We start from the raw sequence: 18,809 nt of genomic DNA, 5'->3' as shown, positions 1-18,809 counted from the left end.
GGAAGGAGCGGTCCATGCCGGACCACATTCTCGAAATGCGCTCGATAACAATGGAGTTCCCGGGCGTGAAGGCGCTCGACGCGGTCGACCTCTCCGTCGCCCGCGGCGAGATCCACGCCCTGGTCGGCGAGAACGGCGCGGGCAAATCCACCCTGATGAAGGTGCTGTCCGGGGTCTATCCGCACGGCTCCTACAGCGGGCGAATCCTGGTGGACGGCAACGAGATGGCCTTCAAGGACATCCGGAACAGCGAGGCGGCGGGCGTCGCCATCATCCACCAGGAGCTGGCGCTGGTGCCGCAGCTGTCCATCGCCGAGAACATCTTCCTGGGCAATGAGCGCACCCGCGCGGGCATCCTCGACTGGCAGGAGACCAATCGGCAGGCCATGGCGCTCATGGAGCGGGTCGGGCTGATCGAGGATCCCGAAACCCTGGTCGCCACCTTGGGTGTCGGCAAACAGCAGCTGGTGGAGATCGCCAAGGCGCTGGCCAAACAGGTGCGGCTGCTCATCCTCGACGAGCCCACCGCGGCGCTCAACCAGGCCGACAGCGACAGCCTGCTGGGCCTGCTGCGGGAGCTGCGCGGGCAGGGGATCACCTCGATCCTCATCTCGCACAAGCTCAACGAGGTGCTGGCCGTCGCCGACACCATCACCGTGCTGCGCGACGGGCACACCATCGAGACCCTCGAGGTGGACGGCACCGTCACCGAGGACCGCATCATCAAGGGCATGGTGGGGCGCGACCTGGACCACCGCTTCCCGCCCCGGCCGCCGGATTCGGCCATCGGGGAGGTGTTCTTCGATATCGAGGACTGGAGCGTCGATCACCCCACCATCGCCGGACGGCAGGTGGTGCGGGGCGCGTCGCTGAAGGTGCGGCGCGGGGAGATCGTCGGGCTGGCCGGGCTCATGGGCGCGGGCCGCACCGAGCTGGCCATGAGCGTCTTCGGGCACTCCTACGGCCGCAATATCCGCGGCACCGTGCGCAAAGACGGTGCGCCGGTGCGGGTTGCGACGGTGCCGCAGGCCATCGACGCCGGGATCGCGTATGTGTCCGAGGACCGCAAACAACTCGGGCTGATCCTCGACGAGGACATCCGCCGCAACCTCACCCTCGCCAATCTCGCCGCGGTGTCGCGGCATTCGGTGATCGACACCCACGCCGAGGTGGCCGCGGCCCAGGAGCTGCGCACCCGGCTCACGGTCAAGGCGCCCACGGTATTCGCCAAGGTCGGCACGCTCTCGGGCGGCAACCAGCAGAAGGTGGTGCTCGGGAAATGGATCTTCACCCAACCCGATCTGCTCATTCTCGACGAGCCCACGCGCGGCATCGACGTGGGCGCGAAATACGAGATCTACCTGATCATTCGAGAACTCGCGGCGGAAGGCAAAGGCGTACTGGTGATCTCGTCGGAACTGCCGGAACTGCTCGGCCTGTGCGACCGGATCTACGCCATGAGCCAGGGCCGGATCACCGGTGAACTGGCCACCGCCGACGCCACCCAGGAGGCACTCATGCGATTGATGACCCGCGGCGCGAACGCGGTGGAGGTGACCGAAGGATGACCCTGCTCGACAAACTGAAGGACGGTTCGAGCTCCGAAGCCATCGTCGCCAAGGCCGCGGCCGAGGACCGGGGCGGACCGCTCGCGATCGTGCGAAAGGCCCTGCGCGGCAACGTCCGCCAATACGGCATGATCGTCGCCCTGGTGGCGATCACACTGCTGTTCCAGGTCCTCACCACGGCCCGGCTCAGCGACGGCGTGAGCCTGCTGACACCGCTCAATGTCACCAATGTGATCCTGCAGAACGGCTACATCCTGGTGCTGGCCATCGGCATGATGCTGGTGATCATCAACGGGCACATCGACCTGTCCGTCGGCTCGGTGTGCGCCCTGGTCGGCGCGCTCACCGGCATCGCCATCGCGCACTGGCACTGGCCGTGGCCGGTCGTGGTGGTGGCGGGACTGGCGCTGGGCGCGATCATCGGTGTGTGGCAAGGGTATTGGATCGCCTACGTCAAGATCCCGGCGTTCATCGTCACCCTCGGCGGCATGCTGCTGTTCCGCGGGCTGGCGCAACTGGTGCTGCAGGGGCAGTCGATCGGGCCCTTCCCACAGGGGTTCGTGAACATCGCCGCGGGTTACCTGCCCAACTGGCTGCCCATCCACGCGCTGGTCTTCGACGGTTTCCGGCACGGCGTCGTGGTGCGGTTGAAAACCGGTGAGCTGCACGGGCTCACGCTGCTGCTGGCGGCCGCCGCCATCGCGGCACTGGTGTGGACCCAGCTGCGGGTGCGGCGGCGACGGCGGTCCTACGGGATGCCCGCCGGGCCGCGCTCGCTGTTCGTCGCGAAGATGACGGCGCTCGGGGTGGTTATCGGCGCGTTCGGATTCGTGCTGGCCTCCTACAACGGGCTGCCGGTCATCGGACTGATCCTGGTGGTGCTCATCGTCGTCTACTCCTTCGTCATGAACCGCACCGTCATCGGCCGCCGCATCTACGCCGTCGGCGGCAACGAGAAGGCCGCGGCGCTGTCTGGGGTCAACACCCGGCGCAACACCTTTTGGGTGTTCGTGAACATGGGCGTGCTCGCCGCGCTGGCGGGCATCATCTTCGCCGCCCGCCTCGGCGCGGCCACCCCCAAGGCCGGGCAGAACTTCGAATTGGACGCCATCGCAGCGGCTTTCGTGGGCGGCGCGTCCGCCAGCGGCGGCATTGGGACCGTGGTCGGCGCGATTGTCGGCGCACTGGTCATGGGCGTGATGAACAACGGCATGTCCATGCTCGGCGTGGGCAGCGACTGGCAGCTGGTGATCAAGGGTTTGGTGCTGCTCGCCGCGGTCGCCTTCGACGTCTACAACAAGAAGCGCGCCGCCACCTGAGACCGCCGGAATCCAGCGGTGTGTTCCGGCACGCCGGAACCTCGGTCCGAATGGTCCCCGGGTGCCCCCGAGGTTCCGGCATCCGCGCGCCGTCGCGGGCGCCGCCGATCCCGCCTCCGGGGATCAGCGCGCCCGCGGCGGCGCTGTGCTGTCGCGAATGACGAGAGTGGGCACCACCTGCGGAGATTCGGTGGGCGCGGTCTCGGATTCGATGAGCCCCAGCAGCAGTCGCATGCTCTGGCGGCCGACCTCGTCGAAGTCCTGGCGCACCGTGGTCAACGGCGGCGACAGATAGGCGGCCTCGGGAATGTCGTCGAAGCCGATCACGGAAATGTCCTCCGGCACCCGCAATCCGCGTTCGCTGAAGGCGCGCAGCAACCCCAGCGCCATCTGGTCATTGGCGGCGAAGACCGCGGTCACCCCCGGCTGGGCGGCCAGCACCGGACCCGCCTCGTAGCCCGATCGCGCACTCCAGTCGCCCGCGATGATCGGCGGCACCGTCGCACCCGCCGCCTCCAGGGTCTGCCGCCACCCGTCCACGCGGTCGCGGGACTCGAGCCAGCCATTGGGACCCGAAATGTGCCAGACCGTTTCGTGGCCCAGATCCAGCAGATGCCGCACGGCCAGCCGCGCGCCCTCGACCTGATCCACCGACGCCGACGGCAGCCCGGCATCCGGCCCGGCCTCCACCGCGACCGCGGGCAGCATGGGCGGCAGACTGTGCAGCGCCGCCGCCGCGACCATCAACGGCGCGATGATGATGACCCCGTCCACACCCTGATCCGCCAATGTCCCCACGGCATCGAGAACCTCGGCCCGATCCGCGCGCTGCAAGGTCACGATGCTGACGCCGTACCGAGCCGCCCGAGCCGCCCGCTCGATCCCCAGCAACATCGACGCCGGGCCGTACAGCACGGTATCGAAAGTGACCACCCCCAGCACCTTCGACCGCCGGCTCACCAACCCGCGCGCCATCGCATTGGGCCGGTACCCCAGCTCCTCGACCGCGCGCAACACCCGCTCCCGAGTCTCCGGCCGCACCCGCGGACTGTCATTGAGCACCCGGGACACCGTCTGATGGGATACCCCCGCCCGTTTGGCCACGTCGATCATGACCGCAGGCCGGGCGGGCTGCGCAGCAGCGCCGTCGGCAGCTTCATCCCTGTCCTTCACGTCTACCTCTCTGCGATTGCCTCGGCCCGGTTGAATCAGGGTGCGGTGTTCGGACCAGCTCGCAACAGGGTCGATGTGATCGCTAACATTACCAGGAATCTCCACCTGATCTCTTTCTCCAGCAAGGGGCCCGATGTTCAGCGACTTCGCGCAGAAGCCGACGTTCATGGCTCGGGTGGAATTGCGTGACCGAACGTTACGCCGATCGCTTCTGGCTTTCGATGTACTCTTCGATCACCGTCAACGGGGCCCCGCCGCATGATCCGGCGAAGTATGACGGTGACCAGAAGTGATTCCCTCGCAGGTACTTTCGGATGTGCTCGGGGTACTCCTGTCGCAGCCGACGGGCGGATACCCCTTTCAGGCTCCCCGCAAGGGTCGATAACTTGACCTGCGGCGCGTAATGCAGGACTAGATGCACGTGGTCGGTCCCGCCGTTGAATTCGTGCAGCTCCGCGCCGAAGTCCGTGCACACGCTGCGCATCACCTCTTCGCAGCGGGTGAGGATCTCATCGGTGAACGGGCCTCGCCGGTCCTTGGTGACGAAGACTAAATGTACGTGGAGATCATGGATGACACTTCGTCCCCTGCGCACATTTGGATCTGGAACCCATCGAGGTGACATAGGCACATGCTATCGTCGAGCGGTGAAGCTGGTTGTGCCGGTCAAGCTGCTCCCTACCCCGGAGCAAGCCGCTGCCCTGGCTGGCACTCTGGATACCGCGAACGCCGCCGCGACATGGCTTGCCGGACAAGCCCAGACGACCGATCGTCGAGGTCGTGCTGACTTGCAACGTGAGCATTATTCGCATCTCAAGGAGATGGGGTTGTCGGCGCAGCCCGCGCTGCATGTGCTTCGGAAAGTCGCAGATGCCTACACAACTCGGGCCGCGAATGTGGCCGCGGGGAACTATGGGCCCCGGGGGAGTCGTCGCCGTGGGCGAGCCGAGAACTCGCCGATCCGGTTCCGTCCCGATGCCGCTCAACCCTTCGATGATCGGTGCCTCTCCTGGCAATACGACATGCAATCGGTCTCGATTTGGACGATCGCTGGCCGGATGAAGAACCTGCGTTACACCGGATCTGCGGATCAGCTGAAAGCCCTACGGCTGTATCGGCAGGGCGAAACCGACTTGGTCCACCGCGACGGGATGTGGTTTCTGTACGCGACCTGCGAGATCCCCGAACCCCATGCTGCTCAGCCCACCGGCTGGATCGGAGTAGATCTCGGACTGGCCAACATCGCGACCACCAACAGCGGATATCGGGCGTGTGGGCGGGGCTTGCGTCGCTACCGGGAACGGCAACGTCGGCTGCGTCGGAAGTTGCAGGCCAAAAACACGAAGGCGTCCAATCGGGTATTGAGACGGCAGCGTCGCCGCGAGACACGCCACGCTGCCCAGGTGAATCATGTCATTTCGAAACGCATTGTGGCCGAGGCACAACGCACCGGGCACGGTATTGGTCTGGAAGCCCTGACCGGTATCCGTGAACGGGTACGGCTTCGTAAGCCTCAACGAGCCACACTGCACAGCTGGGGATTTGCTCAGCTCGGGTCGTTCATCGTGTACAAGGCCCGCCGTGCTGGCGTGCCGGTGGTCTTCGTCAACGCGAACGACACGTCCCGAACCTGTCGCAAATGTGGGTATATCGACCGGAACAACCGGGTAAGCCAAGCCGAGTTTCGTTGCCGTTCGTGTCGTTTTGCTGAACATGCGGACGTGAACGCTTCCCACAACATCGCCAGGAAAGCGGCTGTGGTGTGGGGACGCGGGGCTCAGTCAACGGCCCCTACGCTCGAGTGAGCGTTGGACGTAGCCTGCCACCGGGCAGCCAGCCCGGTGTCGGAGTTACAAGCCTGGCCTGCGGCCGGGTGGTTGACGAGGCTTGTCATCCGGGTGGTCGGCTGGCCTTAGGATAGGTCGACCAGAGTGCGGCCTATGGCATTACGCACTGGGGGCCTACTAGTCCTTGGCATGAGCGCGGATTCAGGGTGCGGACTTCGATCCGCCCCTTGACGCCATCAATGTGAGCGTTAACACTATCAGGACCTCCCCCCACTTCAACTGTTGCTCCAAAGGGAGAGCCCGTGTTTAAGAGGCTTGTCATCGTCGCCAGCACCCTTACTCTCGCCGCCGTCGCGGCCGGCTGCGGAAGCGGTTCGGGAAGTGGTGGAACCACTCTCGGATTCTCGCAGGTCGGAGCGGAGAGCGGCTGGCGCACCGCCAATACCCAATCGGTCCAGGACTCGGCGAAAGAGGCCGGGATCAATCTGAAATTCGCTGACGCGCAACAGAAGCAGGAGAACCAGATCAAGGCGATCCGGTCCTTCATCCAGCAGCGCGTGGACGTGATCGGGTTCTCCCCGGTCGTCGAATCGGGCTGGGACACCGTGCTGAAGGAGGCCAAGGACGCCAAGATCCCGGTCATCCTCACCGATCGCGCCGTGGACTCCAAGGACCCCACGCTGTACGCCACCTTCCTGGGCTCGGACTTCGTCGAGGAGGGAAAGAAGGCCGCGCAGTGGGTGATCGACACCTACAAGGGGTCCAATGAGACCGTTAACATCGCCGAGTTGCAGGGCACCACGGGCTCGGCCCCGGCCATCGACCGCAAGAAGGGCTTCGCCGATCTGATCGCGGCCGATCCTAAGTTCAAGATCGTCGTCTCGCAGACCGGTGACTTCACCCGCGCCAAGGGCAAGGAGGTCATGCAGGCGTTCCTGGCCTCGCACCAGAAGATCGACCTGCTGTTCGCCCACAACGACGATATGGCGCTCGGCGCGATCCAGGCCATCGAGGAGGCCGGTCTCAAGCCCGGCAAGGACATCAAGATCGTGTCCATCGACGGTGTGCACGATGCGCTGCAGGCCCTGGTCGACGGCAAGGAAAACTATGTCGTGGAATGCAATCCGCTGCTCGGACCCCAATTGATGGAGCTGGTCAAGAAGGTCAAGGCGGGGCAGCCGGTGGATCACCGCATCGTCACCACCGAATCCGCCTTCACCCCCGAACAGGCCGCGGCGGCCCTGCCCACCCGGAAGTACTGATGTCCGCATCGAACACCGCGCCGCTGCTGTCGATGACCGGCATCGGCAAGCGATTCGGCGCGGTGACCGCGCTGACGGCGGTGAACCTGCGCCTGTTCCCCGGCGAGATCCATGCCCTGGTCGGGGAGAACGGCGCGGGCAAATCGACACTCATCAAGGTGCTCACCGGGATTCACCCCGCCGACGCCGGGACCATCCGGCTCGGCGGGGAGCCGGTGCGCTTCAGCGGGCCGCAGCAGGCCCAGCGTGCCGGGGTGAGCACCGTCTACCAGGAAGTGAACCTGTGCCCGAACCTCTCGGTCGCGGAGAACATCTACATCGGCCGGGAACCGCGCCGGGCCGGGCTGGTGCGCTTCGACACCATGCGGAAGGCCGCCGCGGCGCTGGTCGCCCGGATGGGGCTGGACGTGGATGTGAGCGCGCCGCTGGGCTCGTATTCGCTTGCGGTGCAACAGCTCATCGCCATCGTGCGGGCGGTCGACCTGGACGCTCGGGTGCTGGTGCTCGACGAGCCCACGTCCTCCCTGGACGCGGGTGAGGCGAGCCGGCTGTTCGAGCTCATGCGGCGGCTGGCGGGGGAGGGGGTGGCGATCCTGTTCGTCACCCACTTCCTGGACCAGATCTTCGCGCTGTGTGATCGGGCGACGGTGCTGCGCAACGGAACCCTGGTGGGGGAGTACCCGGTGGCGGAGCTGACCCACAAGACCCTCGTGGGTCACATGCTCGGCAACGCGGCCGGAACCCTCGAACAGATCGAGCGCGAGAGCGCCGAGCACGATGTGCCGCGCACCCGCACCGGGGATCCGGAGACGGTGCTCACCGCCACCGGGGTGAGCGGGCGGCGAAACTCGGTCGCGCCCTTCGATTTGACGGTGCACGCGGGCGAGGTGGTCGGCCTGGCCGGGCTGCTCGGGTCCGGGCGCACCGAGACGGTGCGGCTGCTGTTCGGGGCCGATCGCGCGGTCACCGGCGACATCGCGGTCACCGGTGGCGGCGCGGGCGGCCCGCTGCGGTCGCCGCGCGCCGCGGTGTCGCAGGGCCTGGCCTACTGTCCCGAGGACCGCAAGACCCAGGGCTTGATCCTCGAACTGTCGGTGGCCGAGAACATCCTGCTCGCCGCGCAGGCCGCCCGCGGCTGGGCACGCCGCATACCGGCTCGCAAACGGGCCGAATGGGTGGCGAAATACATTGCCGCCCTGCGAATCACGCCCGCCGACCCGACCCTGCCGGTCAAGGCCCTGTCCGGCGGCAATCAGCAAAAGGTGCTGCTGGCGCGCTGGCTGGTGACCCAGCCGCGGCTGCTGATCCTCGACGAGCCCACCCGCGGCATCGATATCGGGGCCAAGGCCGAGATCCAGCGCCTGGTGCTGTCACTGTCGGAGGAGGGGATGGCGGTGGTGTTCGTGTCCGCCGAACTGGAAGAGGTGCTGCGCTTGTCGCACAAGGTCGAGGTGCTGCGGGACCGGCAGCTGGTCGCCGAGCTGTCCAATGACGCGACGCTGACCATGGACCGGCTCATGGAAACCATTGCCAGCGGGGCGATTTCATGAGCGGCCGGATTTCCGCGCTGCTGCGGCACCGGCTGGTGTGGCCGGTGCTCGCGCTGGTGGCGCTGCTGATCGTGGACGTCGTGCACACCCCCGGATTCCTGGCGGTCCGCATCCAGGACGGCCACCTCTACGGCGGCCCGATCGACATCCTGCGCTACGGCGCGCCGCTGGTGCTGATCTCGGTGGGCATGACCCTGGTCATCGCCACCCGGGGCATCGACCTGTCGGTGGGCGCGGTGGTCGCCATCGCCGGGGCGCTGGCCTGCCTGCGCATTCAGAAGCTGCGCGATCCGAGCGCGCTGGGCGGGGTCCTCGCCGCGGTCGCGCTGGCCGTGGTCGTCGCCGCGGCACTGGGGCTGTGGAACGGAATCCTGGTGGCGCGCCTGCGTATTCAGCCGATCGTGGCGACATTGATCCTCATGGTGGCCGGGCGCGGGCTGGCCCAGCTGCTCACCCAGGGGCAGATCATCACCGTCAACAGCGGCCCGTACCACGTGATCGGCGGCGGTTTCCTGCTCGCCGTGCCGGTGCCCGTGCTGATCGCGGCCGGAGTCACGGTCGGGGTCGCGCTGCTGCTGCGGCGCACCGCGCTCGGGCTGCTGCTGGAATCGGTCGGCGGCAATGCCGAAGCCTCACGGCTGGTGGGCATCCGGGCCGGTGGGCTGATCACCGGGGTGTACGTGGTGTGCGCCTGCTGCGCGGCGGTGGCCGGGCTCATGATCAGCTCCAATGTGTCCGCCGCCGACAGCAACAATGCCGGACTGTGGATCGAGCTCGACGCCATCCTGGCCGTCGTGCTCGGCGGCACGGCGCTCACCGGCGGCCGGTTCCATCTCGGCGGAACGGTGCTGGGCGCGTTGGTGATCCAGACGCTGACCACCACCATCTACACCATCGGCGTGCCCCCGGAGACCACGCTGCTGTTCAAGGCGCTGGTCGTGATCGCGGTGTGCCTGGTCCAGTCACCGGTGTTCCGGGCCAAGGTGTTCCGCGCCCGATCCGAGCGGCGGAGCGCGACGGCGACCGTATCCGAGGCCGACGACGGCGCGACGGCCGCCGCGCCCAGCGAGCAGGAGGCGATCCATCGATGAGCGCACCCGTCACGACGGCGGCCGATCCGGTCGCGGCACTGAAAAATGTTGTGCTGCACGGCGAACGCTACACACCCGTGCTGGTCACCGCGGTGCTGTTCGTGGTCATGTACGGGATCGGCGTGGCCCGCTACCCGGCGTTCGGTTACCCGCAGGTCTTCGTGAACCTGTTCATAGACAACGCGTTTCTGCTGGTGCTGGCCGTCGGCATGACCTTCGTGATCCTCACCGGCGGCATCGACCTGTCTGTCGGCGCGGTGCTGGCGGTGAGCACGGTGATCTCGGCGTGGCTGGTCACCGTGCACCACTGGCCCGCGCCGGTGGTCATGGTGCTGATCCTGGTGGGCGGCACCGTGTTCGGCGCGGGCATGGGCGCGGTGATCCACTACTTCGAGATCCAGCCGTTCATCGTCACCCTGGCGGGCATGTTCCTGGCGCGCGGGCTGTCGTATGTGATCAGCACCGACTCGATCACCATCATCGATCCGACGTACACCCACCTGGCCCAGCAGCGAATCCACCTGGGCTCCAGCGTGTTCGTATCGGTGGGCATGCTGGTGGCGCTGGCGGTGGTCGCGGGCGCCTTCGTGGTGCTGCACTACACCCGCCTGGGCCGCACCGTCTACGCTCTCGGCGGCAATGAGCAGTCCGCGGTCATGATGGGACTTCCGGTGGCGCGCACCAAGATCGCCGCCTACGCCATCAGCGGCGCCTGCTCGGCGCTGGGCGGCATATTGTTCACCTTCTATACGCTCTCGGGCTGGAGCCTGCACGCGGTCGGCATGGAACTCGACGCCATCGCGGCCGTGGTCATCGGAGGCACCCTGCTCTCCGGCGGCAGCGGCTTCGTCCTGGGCTCGGTGCTGGGCGTGCTCACCCTCGGCCTCATCCAGACCATCATCAGTTTCCAAGGGACGCTGAGCTCGTGGTGGACCAAGATCGTCATCGGGGCGCTGCTGCTGGTGTTCATCCTGCTGCAGCGTGTGCTCGGCGGTCGGACGCGTGGTCAAGGATGAGCCCGATGCGGCGGGGCTATGCGATCAGGATCGATTGCGGTGCATCGAGATTCGGTCCGTCGAGGTCGAGCGTGGCGAGCGCCTTGGCGAGGGCCGCGGCGGGCGGGGAGAGTCGGCCGTCGGGTGTGGCCAGCGCGATATCCCAGTGCAGAGGTGGGGTGACCGCGATCGTCGTCAGGTCCGGATGCCAGGCGGCGGCCACGGCGGGGAGCAGGGTGACGCCCGCTCCCGTGCGGGCGAGATCCATGGTGGTGCTCAGCGAGTCGACCTCGTAGGGGTCGGTCGGGCGAATACCGGCGGTGTCGAGTGCGAGGTCGACAATCTGGCGCAGGGCACTCTCGGGGTCGTGCAGGATCAGCGTCTGGCCGGCCAGGTCGGCGACGGCTACCTGTTGGCGGCTCGCGAGCGGATGGTCGGGCGCGCAGACCAGCACCAGCGGTTCGTGGTGAATATTGCGCAGCCGGATTCCGGGCGGGGGCTGCGGCGGCGGCGCGATCAGCCCGACTTCGACGGATTTCTCGGCGATCGCCCGGGCGATGCTCACGGACAGACCGGTTTTCACGCGGACCCTGATAAGTGGATGCTCGTCGCGAAAACGGGTGATGAAGGCGGGCAGATCCAGAATGCGCGAGCATCCCTCGTGGATGTGCAATTCGACCGTGCCCGAAGGGTTCGTGGTGAATTGGGCGGTGACCTCGCGGGCGCGCTGCGCGGCGTCGAGGGTGGCATTGGCCTCGGCCAGCAACGCGGTGCCGGCCGGTGTCAGCACGACCGCCGGTGGGGTGCGGTCGAACAATTGGACGCCGAGTTCGCGTTCGAGTTTCGCGATGCCGGAGGACACCGCCGATTGCACGACATGTACGCGGGCCGCGCCGCGCGAGAAACTGAGTTCCTGCGCTACTGCGACAAAATATTCCAATTGCCGCAATTCCATCGGATCAATGTGCCATTCCATGGGCCTTCACCTCAATAGCTGCCGACCAGTTTTGTGAAGACGATCACATTCGATCGATAGCTGCGGGTGGCGGTGTCGAAACTGCCGCCGCAGGTGACCAGTTGCAGCTCGGCATCGCCGTGGTCGCCGTAGACCTGCTGATTCGGGAACGCGTCCTTGCTCACCGTCATGGTGTGGTCGACCTGGAAACGCAGGGTGCTGCCGTCGGTGCGGGCCACCTCGACCAGATCTCCCGCCGTCAGCTCCCCGAGCCGGAAGAAAACCGCCGGGCCGCGATAGGAGTCGACGTGGCCGAGGATGACCGCGGACCCGCGGTCGCCGGGCGCGACGCCGGGGCGGTACCAGGACGGGCGGACGAAGGTCGCCGGATCGTCCACGGTGCCATCGGATTTGAGGCCGATGGAGTCGAGGTCGGTGGCCAGGCCGAGCTTCGGGATCATGAGGGTCCGCGGGTCGGAGTGGGAGCGCGCCGGAGCGGCCGCGAGCGGAGCCTGCAGACGGGTGTCGGCGTGGGCGGGCGGGGCCTGCACCTGGTGGAGGCCGGGATCGCCCCAGAACAGCACGACGGCGCTCACACCGATCAGGATCATCACCAGGACCGCGATCCGGTGGCGGAGATTCACCGCGACGGAGTCCGAGGCGCCCGGCCGATGCGGGTGGCTCACCGGACCGCGTCCGAGGCGTGGTTCGGACGACGCGAGACGAGGACGCCCGCGCCGATCACCGTCAGCAGTCCGAACATGCTCAGCAGGGAACGGTCCGAGGCGATCAGGCCGCCGTCACCGGTCTCGGGGTGACCGGTCGGAATCGGGTAGTGCGAACCGGACCACTGCGAGGTGAGGCCATCGGTACCGGCTGCCATATAGGCGCTGTCGAAACCATCCGCGGCGTCCGCGGAGGTGCCGGCCGTGCCCGCGTCCCCGTGGCCGGGCGCGGTTCCCACTCCCGGATGTGTGCCGGGCCGAACGACGGTCGGTGCGCCGACGCCCAACGGGATTGCGCCGGAACCGACTCCGAGCGCGAGCGCCCCGCCCGCCGCCGCGCTGCCGAGCGCCGCGCTACCGACCGCGGCACTGCCCACCGCGGCGCTGCCCACCGCGGCGCTGCCGACGGCCGCACTACCGACCGCCGCACTGCCGACCGCGCTGCCGAGCCCCAGTCCGACGGCGCCCGCGCCCGCGCTGCCCAATGCGTCCGCGCTGCCGGTGGCCAGGCCGCCCGCGGCGGCGCTGCCCAGGTCCAGCCCGGCCTCACCGGCGCTGCCCAGGGCCGCGGCGCTGCCGGAGTCGGAGCTGCCGAGGGCCAGTTCGGTGCCCGCCTCGGTCCCGGCGCCCAGGGCGGCCGCGCTGCCCGAGCCGAGCGTGTCGGCGCTGCCGAGCGCCAGGTCCGTGCCGGCGCCCAGGGCGCCCGCGCTGCCCGAGTCCAGGGCGGTGCCGAGGCCGAGCGCGAGTCCGGTGTCGGCGCTGCCGGTGTCGGCGGCCACCGTCGCGCCCAGGGCGGCGGATCCGGTGTCGATGGCCGCGTCCGCGAAGGCGGAGGGGCGCCGAGAACGGCCAGGGTGGTGACGGCGGCCAGTTCGCCCAACAGGATCCGGGTGCTGTGAGTTGCCTTGCGGTGCTTGGCGATCGTTGTCTGCATCAGCTTCTCTCATCCAGTGGAGGAAGGGAGAGGTTCAGCGGCTTCCTTGCCGGATGTCACTCTCACCGGGATCGAGCGGTGTGCTCGAATCGAGCATCGATCCCGGCGATCCGGTGCGTCCAACGCACAACGGTGATCGCGCCGATCTCGAGTCGCGATACCGACCGCTCGCGCGGACGTCGCTGACCAGCGGAGGAGACCCGGCTCACGCCCGCTGTGTGACCCAGTCGGAGGGGAGCGCGAGGACCAGGCGGGCCCCGCGGGAGCGCGGTTCGCGTGCGGTGAGGGTGCCGTGGTGGGCGGCGGCGATATCGCGGGCGATGGCGAGTCCGAGCCCGGTGCCGCCCGCGTCGCGGCTGCGGGACTCGTCCAGGCGGGTGAAGCGGGTGAAGACGCGTTCGCGTTCGGGCGCGGGGATCCCGGTTCCGTCGTCGCACACCTCGAGCACGGCGGTATCCCCGATTGTGGTGACGGTCACCGTGATTCGGGATTCGGCGTGCCGCTGGGCGTTGTCGAGGAGGTTGTCGAGGACGCGGGCGAGCTGTCCGCGGTTGCCGCGCACCGGAATCGGCGCGGGCGCGTCGAGGGTGACGGGCACCCGGCCGTCGGGGCGGGCGCGCAGGGTGTCGGCGGCCAGGGCGGCGAGATCCAGGGTGACCCGGTCGGCGTGCTGCCCGGCGTCCAGGCGTGCGAGCAGCAGCAGGTCATCGGCGAGCTCCTGGACCCGCAGCACATCGCCGAGCAGATCGGGGCCGTCCAGCAGTTCGGGGTGCGCGATCGCCAGCTCGACGTGGGCGCGCAGGGCGGCGATGGGGTTGCGCAGTTCGTGGGAGGCGTCGGCGACGAAGCGCCGCTGCCGGTCCATGGAGTGCTCGAGGCGATCGAGGGTGTCGTTCATGGTGATCGACAGCCGGGCGATCTCGTCGCGCGAGGCGGGCACCGGAACCCGGCGGCCCAGATCGTGTTCGGTGATCTCGGCGACCTCGGCGCGAATGGCCTCCACCGGGCGCAGCGCGCGGGCGGTGGCGGCCCAGGTGACCGCGCCGACTAAGGCGAGCAGTACCGGGATGCCGGGGATCATCGAATGGCGGATCAAACGCTCGGCATGCTCGGCGGTCTCCAGCGAGGTGCCCGCGTACACCGTCGCGGGGGTGCCGTAGGCGGTCGTGCGGACCGCGACCACCCGGTAGGGATGGTCCTGCCCGTCGGTGCTCGCCCGGATATCGCGTGCCGCCGTCGGGTGATTCGGCGCGGGTTCGAAGGCGGCGACGGGCGGCTGGCCGGTGAGATTGTGGCTGGCGGCGAGGATGCGGCCGTCGTCGGCGACGACCTGCAGCAGGCTGTCCTCGCCCTCGGGGATGGCCAGCCGTTGCGTGAGCGTGCCGTCCGCGGCGGCCCGCGCGACGGCCTGGGCGCGGGTCGTCGCGGTCCGCTCGGCCGAGGCGACCAGGCCGTGGCGGGTCACCTCGAGCAGGCCCGCGGCGGCGGCCAGCAGGGCGACGGTCACGATGGCCAGCGCGCCCGCCGTGGTCTTCACCCGGACCGAGGCGTGCGGAAATCGGCGCGGGCTCACGCGGATTCGGTCTCGGCGGGCACCAGCCGGTAGCCCAGGCCGCGCGAGGTGTGCAGGAGTTTGCGGGCGCGATCGGCGAAGGGCTGGTCGATCTTGCGGCGCAGCGCGCTGACGTGCACCTCCACCACATTCGGGTCGCCGTCGGCGGGCAGGTCCCACACCTCTTCGAGCAGAGCGCCTTTCGAGATCGTGATGCCGGGGCTGCGGGCCAGTGCGGCCAGGAGGTCGAATTCCTTTGCGGTCAGCGGTATCTCGGTGCCCAGACGGGTGCATCGCCGGGATTGGGGCAGGAGTGCCAGATCTCCGACCCGGACCGTATCGGCTCGGCCACGGCTGCCGCGGCGCAGCAGAGCGCGCAGCCGAGCCTGCAGGATCAGATAGGAGAAGGGTTTGGTCAGGTAGTCGTCGGCGCCGGTGTCCAAACCCTCGGCGACGTCGTATTCGCCATCCTTGGCGGTCAGCATGAGGATCGGCGTCCACAGTTCGGCGGCCCGGATCATGGAACAGACGCGGTGCCCGTCCATGCCCGGCAGCATCACGTCGAGGATGATGGCGTCGTATTCCTGCTCGAGCGCGAGTCGCAAACCCTCGTTGCCGTCGTGGGCGACATCGACGCGTAGGCCCTCCGCCTCGAAGCCGCGGCGCAGGACCTTGGTCAGTGACACCTCGTCCTCGACGATCAGGATGCGGCTCATCCCGTCGACCCTAGGAAGGCCCGAGACCGCTTGTCTTGGGGCATTTGTCCCGAAGATCAGAATCGGGGGACGTGCACCGACCAGTCGTAGTGATCGCGGCCGAAGTCGTGCGAACGCTCGCGAACGCGCTCGGGCCAGTCGGTTCCGGCCGGATCGCGGCGGTCGACGGCCGTGTCGCGACGGTAGTCGCCACGGCGGTCGTGGTCGCGGCGGTCGTTGTCGCGGTCGGTGTCGTGGCGGACCACGGCCGCCGATCGCGCATCGACGTCGATCTCGTGTCGCGTTGTGCCGTCGGTGATTTCGATACTCCACTCCGGCCGGTTCTCGGTGCCCTGGATCGACACCTCGCTGACGAATCCGCGATCGACGGCGGCGAGTGCGATGTTCGCGGCCTCCGCGCGGTCGACCGTCGCCGCGGCGAGCTTGCCCAGCGGGATCTGCAGATAGGAGCGGGCCTGGTCGGGCATGCGGTCGGCGCGGCTGCCGAGCAGCGCTCCGGTGGCGGCATCGACCGACACGTTGTGCACGCGCGGCTCCGGGGTCATCACATCGACCTCCCAGGCACCGTCTTCCAGCTCCAAATCGGTGACCACCCCGCCCGGGATCGACCGTTCGGCCGTGGCGGCGGCGACCGCCCACGCGACCGCCGGTCCACCCGTCTCGACCGGCGCGCTCAGGTTCTCGGTGGCGGTCTGTGCGGGTGCGGTGGTGGCGGCGACGCGCTTGACGTCCACTCCGGAGTCCGTGGCGGCGCTGCACGCCACCGATCCCAGGGCGAGCCCGGCCAGGGCCGCCGCCGCGATGGCACGGCGACTCGACGAGAACAGTGGGCGGCGGTTCATCTGATACTCCTTCATCGTTCCGGCGGGCAGTTCCGACTCCGGAGCTGCCGATGCGTGAACGATCCCGCCGCCTCCTGAACCATCCCTGAAGATGTCTGAAGATGCCTTCAGCTTCGCCGATGAATTCGACGGGCTCGGCCGGTCATAACGGGCACAACGAATTTCGAAAGGGCTTTGCCATGACCGATTCGAAGACCGAACGCGCCCGGCAAGCGATCGTCGAACACACCCGGCGCCTGGCCGAATCGGCCGCCGCGGCCGGGCCCGACGCCGCCGTGCCGACCGCGCCGGAGTGGACCGTCACCGAGCTGGTCGAGCATGTGGGCCAAACCCAGAACTGGGTCGCGGAGATCATCGAGCGGCGGATCACCGACCCCATGCAGTTGCCCATGGAGATGGTCGCGCTGCCCGCCGATCCTGGCGAATGGCAGGCGTGGCTGGCGGAGTCCGCACAGCGGGTCGCGAACGCGTGCTCCGATGACGCGCTCGACGCGCCGGTGTTCAACCCCGCCGCCGACGGGCGGTCCGGGACTCGATTCTGGCTGTCCAGCATGCTCAACGAGGCGGTCGTCCATGGCACCGACGCTGCCGCCGCGGCGAAGCGACCGGTCGATATCGACTCGGATATCGCCGCCGCACTCATTACCAATCACTTCGCGATGCTCACCGCCCCCACCTGGGCGATGCAGCGGCCCGAATCCGCCAGCGCCATCCAGGGCACCGGGCAGCGGCTGCAATGGCTGGCCACCGACATCGCCCAGGGCGCCGGCGCCTGGTCCATCGAACGTCGTCCCGACGGGGCAACGTGGCAACCCGGAACCCATTCCGCCGACGTAACGGTAAGCGGCCCAGCACAATCCCTGCTGCTGATCCTGACCCGACGACTCCCGCTCGCCGCGGCCGCCGACATCACCGTCGACGGCGACTACGTCCTGGCTCAGCACTGGCTCGACAACACCGCCCACGTCAGTGGCTGAGCGCCGCCGAGCGATCTGATCCGCGGCGAGCCAACTGTCCGTAAACCGCTGTGCGGCAGGCGTAATGCGGGTAGCGTGACCGTCCACGCGTCCGGGGTGTGCGGTGTTCGGCGGCGGAGGAGTGTTGGGTACCGCGTGAGTGAGTTCGATGTCAGAGTCAGCGCCGACCACCGCGAGTAGCGGGACGGTCGAGGCCGGTACCCGGGTCCCCATCTACACCGCCGAATTCGCGGCCGACCCGCATCGGGTCTACCGCGAACTGCGCGCGAAGTACGGCGCCCTGGCGCCGGTAGATCTCGCGCCGGGCGTGCCCGCCACCCTGGTGCTCGGATATCGCACGGCGGTAAGGATTCTCAACGATCCCGAACGCTTCCCCGCCGATCCGCGGACCTGGCAGGCCGGTATCCCGCCCGACTGTCCCGTGCTGCCCATGATGCAGTGGCGGCCCAATGCCCTGCGCAGCGCCGGGGCCGACCACGCTCGGTATCGGCGGACCAATACCGCCGGGTTGACGGGTATCGACCAGTACCGGTTGCAGGGCACGGTGGCTCAGGTCGCGGTCTCGCTGATCAACGAGTTCTGTGTCGTCGGATCGGCGGATCTGGTGCGCGACTACGCGTTTCCGCTGGCCTTCCGGGTGCTCAATCAGCTGCTCGGCTGCCCGGTCGAGATCGCGGCGCAGGCGGCCGAGGGTTTCCGGGCCATCTTCGAGGGTGTCGGTGCCGACCGCGGCAACAAGCTGCTCACTGATGCTCTGCTGCGACTGACCCTGCACAAGCGGGCCCACCCCGGCGACGACGTCACCACGCGCATGGTCACCCACCCGGAGGGGCTCAGCGATGTCGAGATGGTGCATCAGCTGGCCACGCTCTACGGCGCGGGCATCGAGCCGCAACAGAATCTGATCGTCAACGCGCTGCTCCTGCTCCTGACGGACGACCGTTTCGGCGACAGCGCCCTCGGCGGCAGCCTCTCCACCCGCGACGCCCTCGACGAGGTGCTCTTCGACGACCCGCCGATGGCCAACTTCTGCATCAGCTTCCCGCCGCGAGACGTATTCGTCGACGACTGCTGGCTCCCCGCCCACCGACCGGTCGTAATCAGCATGGCGGCCTGCAACAACGACCCCGCCATCCGCCCCGGCCAATTCACCGGCAACCGCGCCCACCTGTCCTGGGGCGCCGGCCCCCACATCTGCCCCGCCCGCTCCCTGGCCTACCTGATCGCCCAGGAAGCCCTCGACCAACTCCTCGACGCCCTCCCCGAAATCCGCCTGACCCCCACCGAATTAACCTGGCGCCCAGGCCCATTCCACCGCGCCCTAACCGCCCTCCCGGTGCACTTCACCCCCTCGCCCCCGCTC

17 protein-coding genes are annotated in these 18,809 nt (G+C 68.4%); 9 read left to right on the top strand and 8 right to left on the bottom strand.

Annotation, left to right across the window (positions count from 1 at the left end; genetic code table 11):
• Positions 1–14: 14 nt before the first annotated feature.
• Entirely contained in the window at positions 15–1,568 is a 1,554-nt protein-coding gene (gene mmsA, locus ACAM49_RS23265) for a multiple monosaccharide ABC transporter ATP-binding protein (protein ID WP_369637670.1), read from the top strand.
• The gene (gene mmsB, locus ACAM49_RS23260; protein ID WP_369637669.1) at positions 1,565–2,887 is read left to right on the top strand and encodes a multiple monosaccharide ABC transporter permease; all 1,323 of its coding nucleotides are present in this window, start codon (positions 1,565–1,567) and stop codon (positions 2,885–2,887) included. The genes mmsA and mmsB overlap by 4 nt, the downstream gene beginning before the upstream one ends.
• Positions 2,888–3,010: 123 nt before the next feature.
• On the opposite strand, the gene ACAM49_RS23255 is transcribed toward mmsB, so the two are convergent.
• Positions 3,011–4,060, bottom strand: coding sequence for a LacI family DNA-binding transcriptional regulator (locus tag ACAM49_RS23255; protein ID WP_369637668.1), 1,050 nt, complete (start codon positions 4,058–4,060; stop codon positions 3,011–3,013).
• 196 nt (positions 4,061–4,256) lie between these two features.
• Positions 4,257–4,685: an IS200/IS605 family transposase gene (gene tnpA, locus ACAM49_RS23250; protein WP_369637667.1), complete on the bottom strand. Its 429-nt coding sequence runs from the start codon at positions 4,683–4,685 to the stop codon at positions 4,257–4,259.
• A 22-nt stretch (positions 4,686–4,707) separates the two neighbouring features.
• Between tnpA and ACAM49_RS23245 the strand changes: the two genes are divergently transcribed.
• The 5 genes from ACAM49_RS23245 (at position 4,708) to yjfF (ending at position 10,766) form a co-directional block, all read left to right on the top strand.
• Positions 4,708–5,865, top strand: coding sequence for an RNA-guided endonuclease InsQ/TnpB family protein (locus ACAM49_RS23245; RefSeq protein ID WP_369637666.1), 1,158 nt, complete (start codon positions 4,708–4,710; stop codon positions 5,863–5,865).
• A 284-nt stretch (positions 5,866–6,149) separates the two neighbouring features.
• Entirely contained in the window at positions 6,150–7,109 is a 960-nt protein-coding gene (locus ACAM49_RS23240; protein WP_369637665.1) for an ABC transporter substrate-binding protein, read from the top strand.
• Positions 7,109–8,659: a sugar ABC transporter ATP-binding protein gene (locus ACAM49_RS23235; protein WP_369637664.1), complete on the top strand. Its 1,551-nt coding sequence runs from the start codon at positions 7,109–7,111 to the stop codon at positions 8,657–8,659. Before ACAM49_RS23240 ends, ACAM49_RS23235 begins: the two co-directional genes overlap by 1 nt.
• Positions 8,656–9,750, top strand: a complete 1,095-nt coding sequence (locus tag ACAM49_RS23230) for an ABC transporter permease (RefSeq protein ID WP_369637663.1) — start codon at positions 8,656–8,658, stop codon at positions 9,748–9,750. The genes ACAM49_RS23235 and ACAM49_RS23230 overlap by 4 nt, the downstream gene beginning before the upstream one ends.
• Positions 9,747–10,766: a galactofuranose ABC transporter, permease protein YjfF gene (yjfF, locus tag ACAM49_RS23225; protein ID WP_369637662.1), complete on the top strand. Its 1,020-nt coding sequence runs from the start codon at positions 9,747–9,749 to the stop codon at positions 10,764–10,766. The genes ACAM49_RS23230 and yjfF overlap by 4 nt, the downstream gene beginning before the upstream one ends.
• 16 nt (positions 10,767–10,782) lie before the next feature.
• Here the strand turns inward: yjfF and ACAM49_RS23220 are convergent, their stop codons facing one another.
• The 6 genes from ACAM49_RS23220 to ACAM49_RS23195 form a co-directional block, all read right to left on the bottom strand.
• Positions 10,783–11,721, bottom strand: a complete 939-nt coding sequence (locus ACAM49_RS23220; protein WP_369637661.1) for a LysR family transcriptional regulator — start codon at positions 11,719–11,721, stop codon at positions 10,783–10,785.
• 11 nt (positions 11,722–11,732) lie between these two features.
• Complete coding sequence (locus ACAM49_RS23215; protein WP_369637660.1) at positions 11,733–12,386, bottom strand: class F sortase; 654 nt, start codon at positions 12,384–12,386, stop codon at positions 11,733–11,735.
• Complete coding sequence (locus tag ACAM49_RS23210) at positions 12,383–13,204, bottom strand: hypothetical protein (RefSeq protein ID WP_369637659.1); 822 nt, start codon at positions 13,202–13,204, stop codon at positions 12,383–12,385. The genes ACAM49_RS23215 and ACAM49_RS23210 overlap by 4 nt, the downstream gene beginning before the upstream one ends.
• A 360-nt stretch (positions 13,205–13,564) precedes the next feature.
• Positions 13,565–14,932 carry a sensor histidine kinase gene (locus tag ACAM49_RS23205; protein ID WP_369637658.1) on the bottom strand — a complete coding sequence of 456 codons (1,368 nt, stop codon included), beginning with the start codon at positions 14,930–14,932 and terminating at the stop codon, positions 13,565–13,567.
• Entirely contained in the window at positions 14,929–15,627 is a 699-nt protein-coding gene (locus ACAM49_RS23200; RefSeq protein WP_369637657.1) for a response regulator transcription factor, read from the bottom strand. The genes ACAM49_RS23205 and ACAM49_RS23200 overlap by 4 nt, the downstream gene beginning before the upstream one ends.
• Positions 15,628–15,683: 56 nt before the next feature.
• Complete coding sequence (locus ACAM49_RS23195) at positions 15,684–16,469, bottom strand: PepSY domain-containing protein (protein WP_369637656.1); 786 nt, start codon at positions 16,467–16,469, stop codon at positions 15,684–15,686.
• 179 nt (positions 16,470–16,648) lie between these two features.
• Between ACAM49_RS23195 and ACAM49_RS23190 the strand changes: the two genes are divergently transcribed.
• Positions 16,649–17,446: a maleylpyruvate isomerase family mycothiol-dependent enzyme gene (locus ACAM49_RS23190; protein ID WP_369637655.1), complete on the top strand. Its 798-nt coding sequence runs from the start codon at positions 16,649–16,651 to the stop codon at positions 17,444–17,446.
• Between the two features lie 148 nt (positions 17,447–17,594).
• On the top strand, positions 17,595–18,809 hold a 1,215-nt coding region (locus tag ACAM49_RS23185; RefSeq protein WP_369637654.1), incomplete at its 3' end, for a cytochrome P450.

Source organism: Nocardia sp. JMUB6875, from assembly GCF_041154655.1.
Lineage (GTDB): Bacteria > Actinomycetota > Actinomycetes > Mycobacteriales > Mycobacteriaceae > Nocardia.
The sequence above is the reverse complement of the archived record's forward strand: the minus strand, read 5'-3'. Positions and strand labels throughout refer to the sequence as shown.

Excerpts from the sequence above, each read along its gene's own strand:
- mmsB (WP_369637669.1), top strand. The coding sequence starts at position 1,565 with ATGACCCTGCTCGACAAACTGAAGGACGGTTCGAGCTCCGAAGCCATC.
- ACAM49_RS23190 (WP_369637655.1), top strand. The coding sequence starts at position 16,649 with ATGACCGATTCGAAGACCGAACGCGCCCGGCAAGCGATCGTCGAACAC.
- tnpA (WP_369637667.1), bottom strand. The coding sequence starts at position 4,685 with ATGTCACCTCGATGGGTTCCAGATCCAAATGTGCGCAGGGGACGAAGT.
- ACAM49_RS23200 (WP_369637657.1), bottom strand. The coding sequence starts at position 15,627 with ATGAGCCGCATCCTGATCGTCGAGGACGAGGTGTCACTGACCAAGGTC.
- mmsA (WP_369637670.1), top strand. The coding sequence starts at position 15 with ATGCCGGACCACATTCTCGAAATGCGCTCGATAACAATGGAGTTCCCG.
- yjfF (WP_369637662.1), top strand. The coding sequence starts at position 9,747 with ATGAGCGCACCCGTCACGACGGCGGCCGATCCGGTCGCGGCACTGAAA.
- ACAM49_RS23195 (WP_369637656.1), bottom strand. The coding sequence starts at position 16,469 with ATGAACCGCCGCCCACTGTTCTCGTCGAGTCGCCGTGCCATCGCGGCG.
- ACAM49_RS23235 (WP_369637664.1), top strand. The coding sequence starts at position 7,109 with ATGTCCGCATCGAACACCGCGCCGCTGCTGTCGATGACCGGCATCGGC.
- ACAM49_RS23220 (WP_369637661.1), bottom strand. The coding sequence starts at position 11,721 with ATGGAATGGCACATTGATCCGATGGAATTGCGGCAATTGGAATATTTT.
- ACAM49_RS23230 (WP_369637663.1), top strand. The coding sequence starts at position 8,656 with ATGAGCGGCCGGATTTCCGCGCTGCTGCGGCACCGGCTGGTGTGGCCG.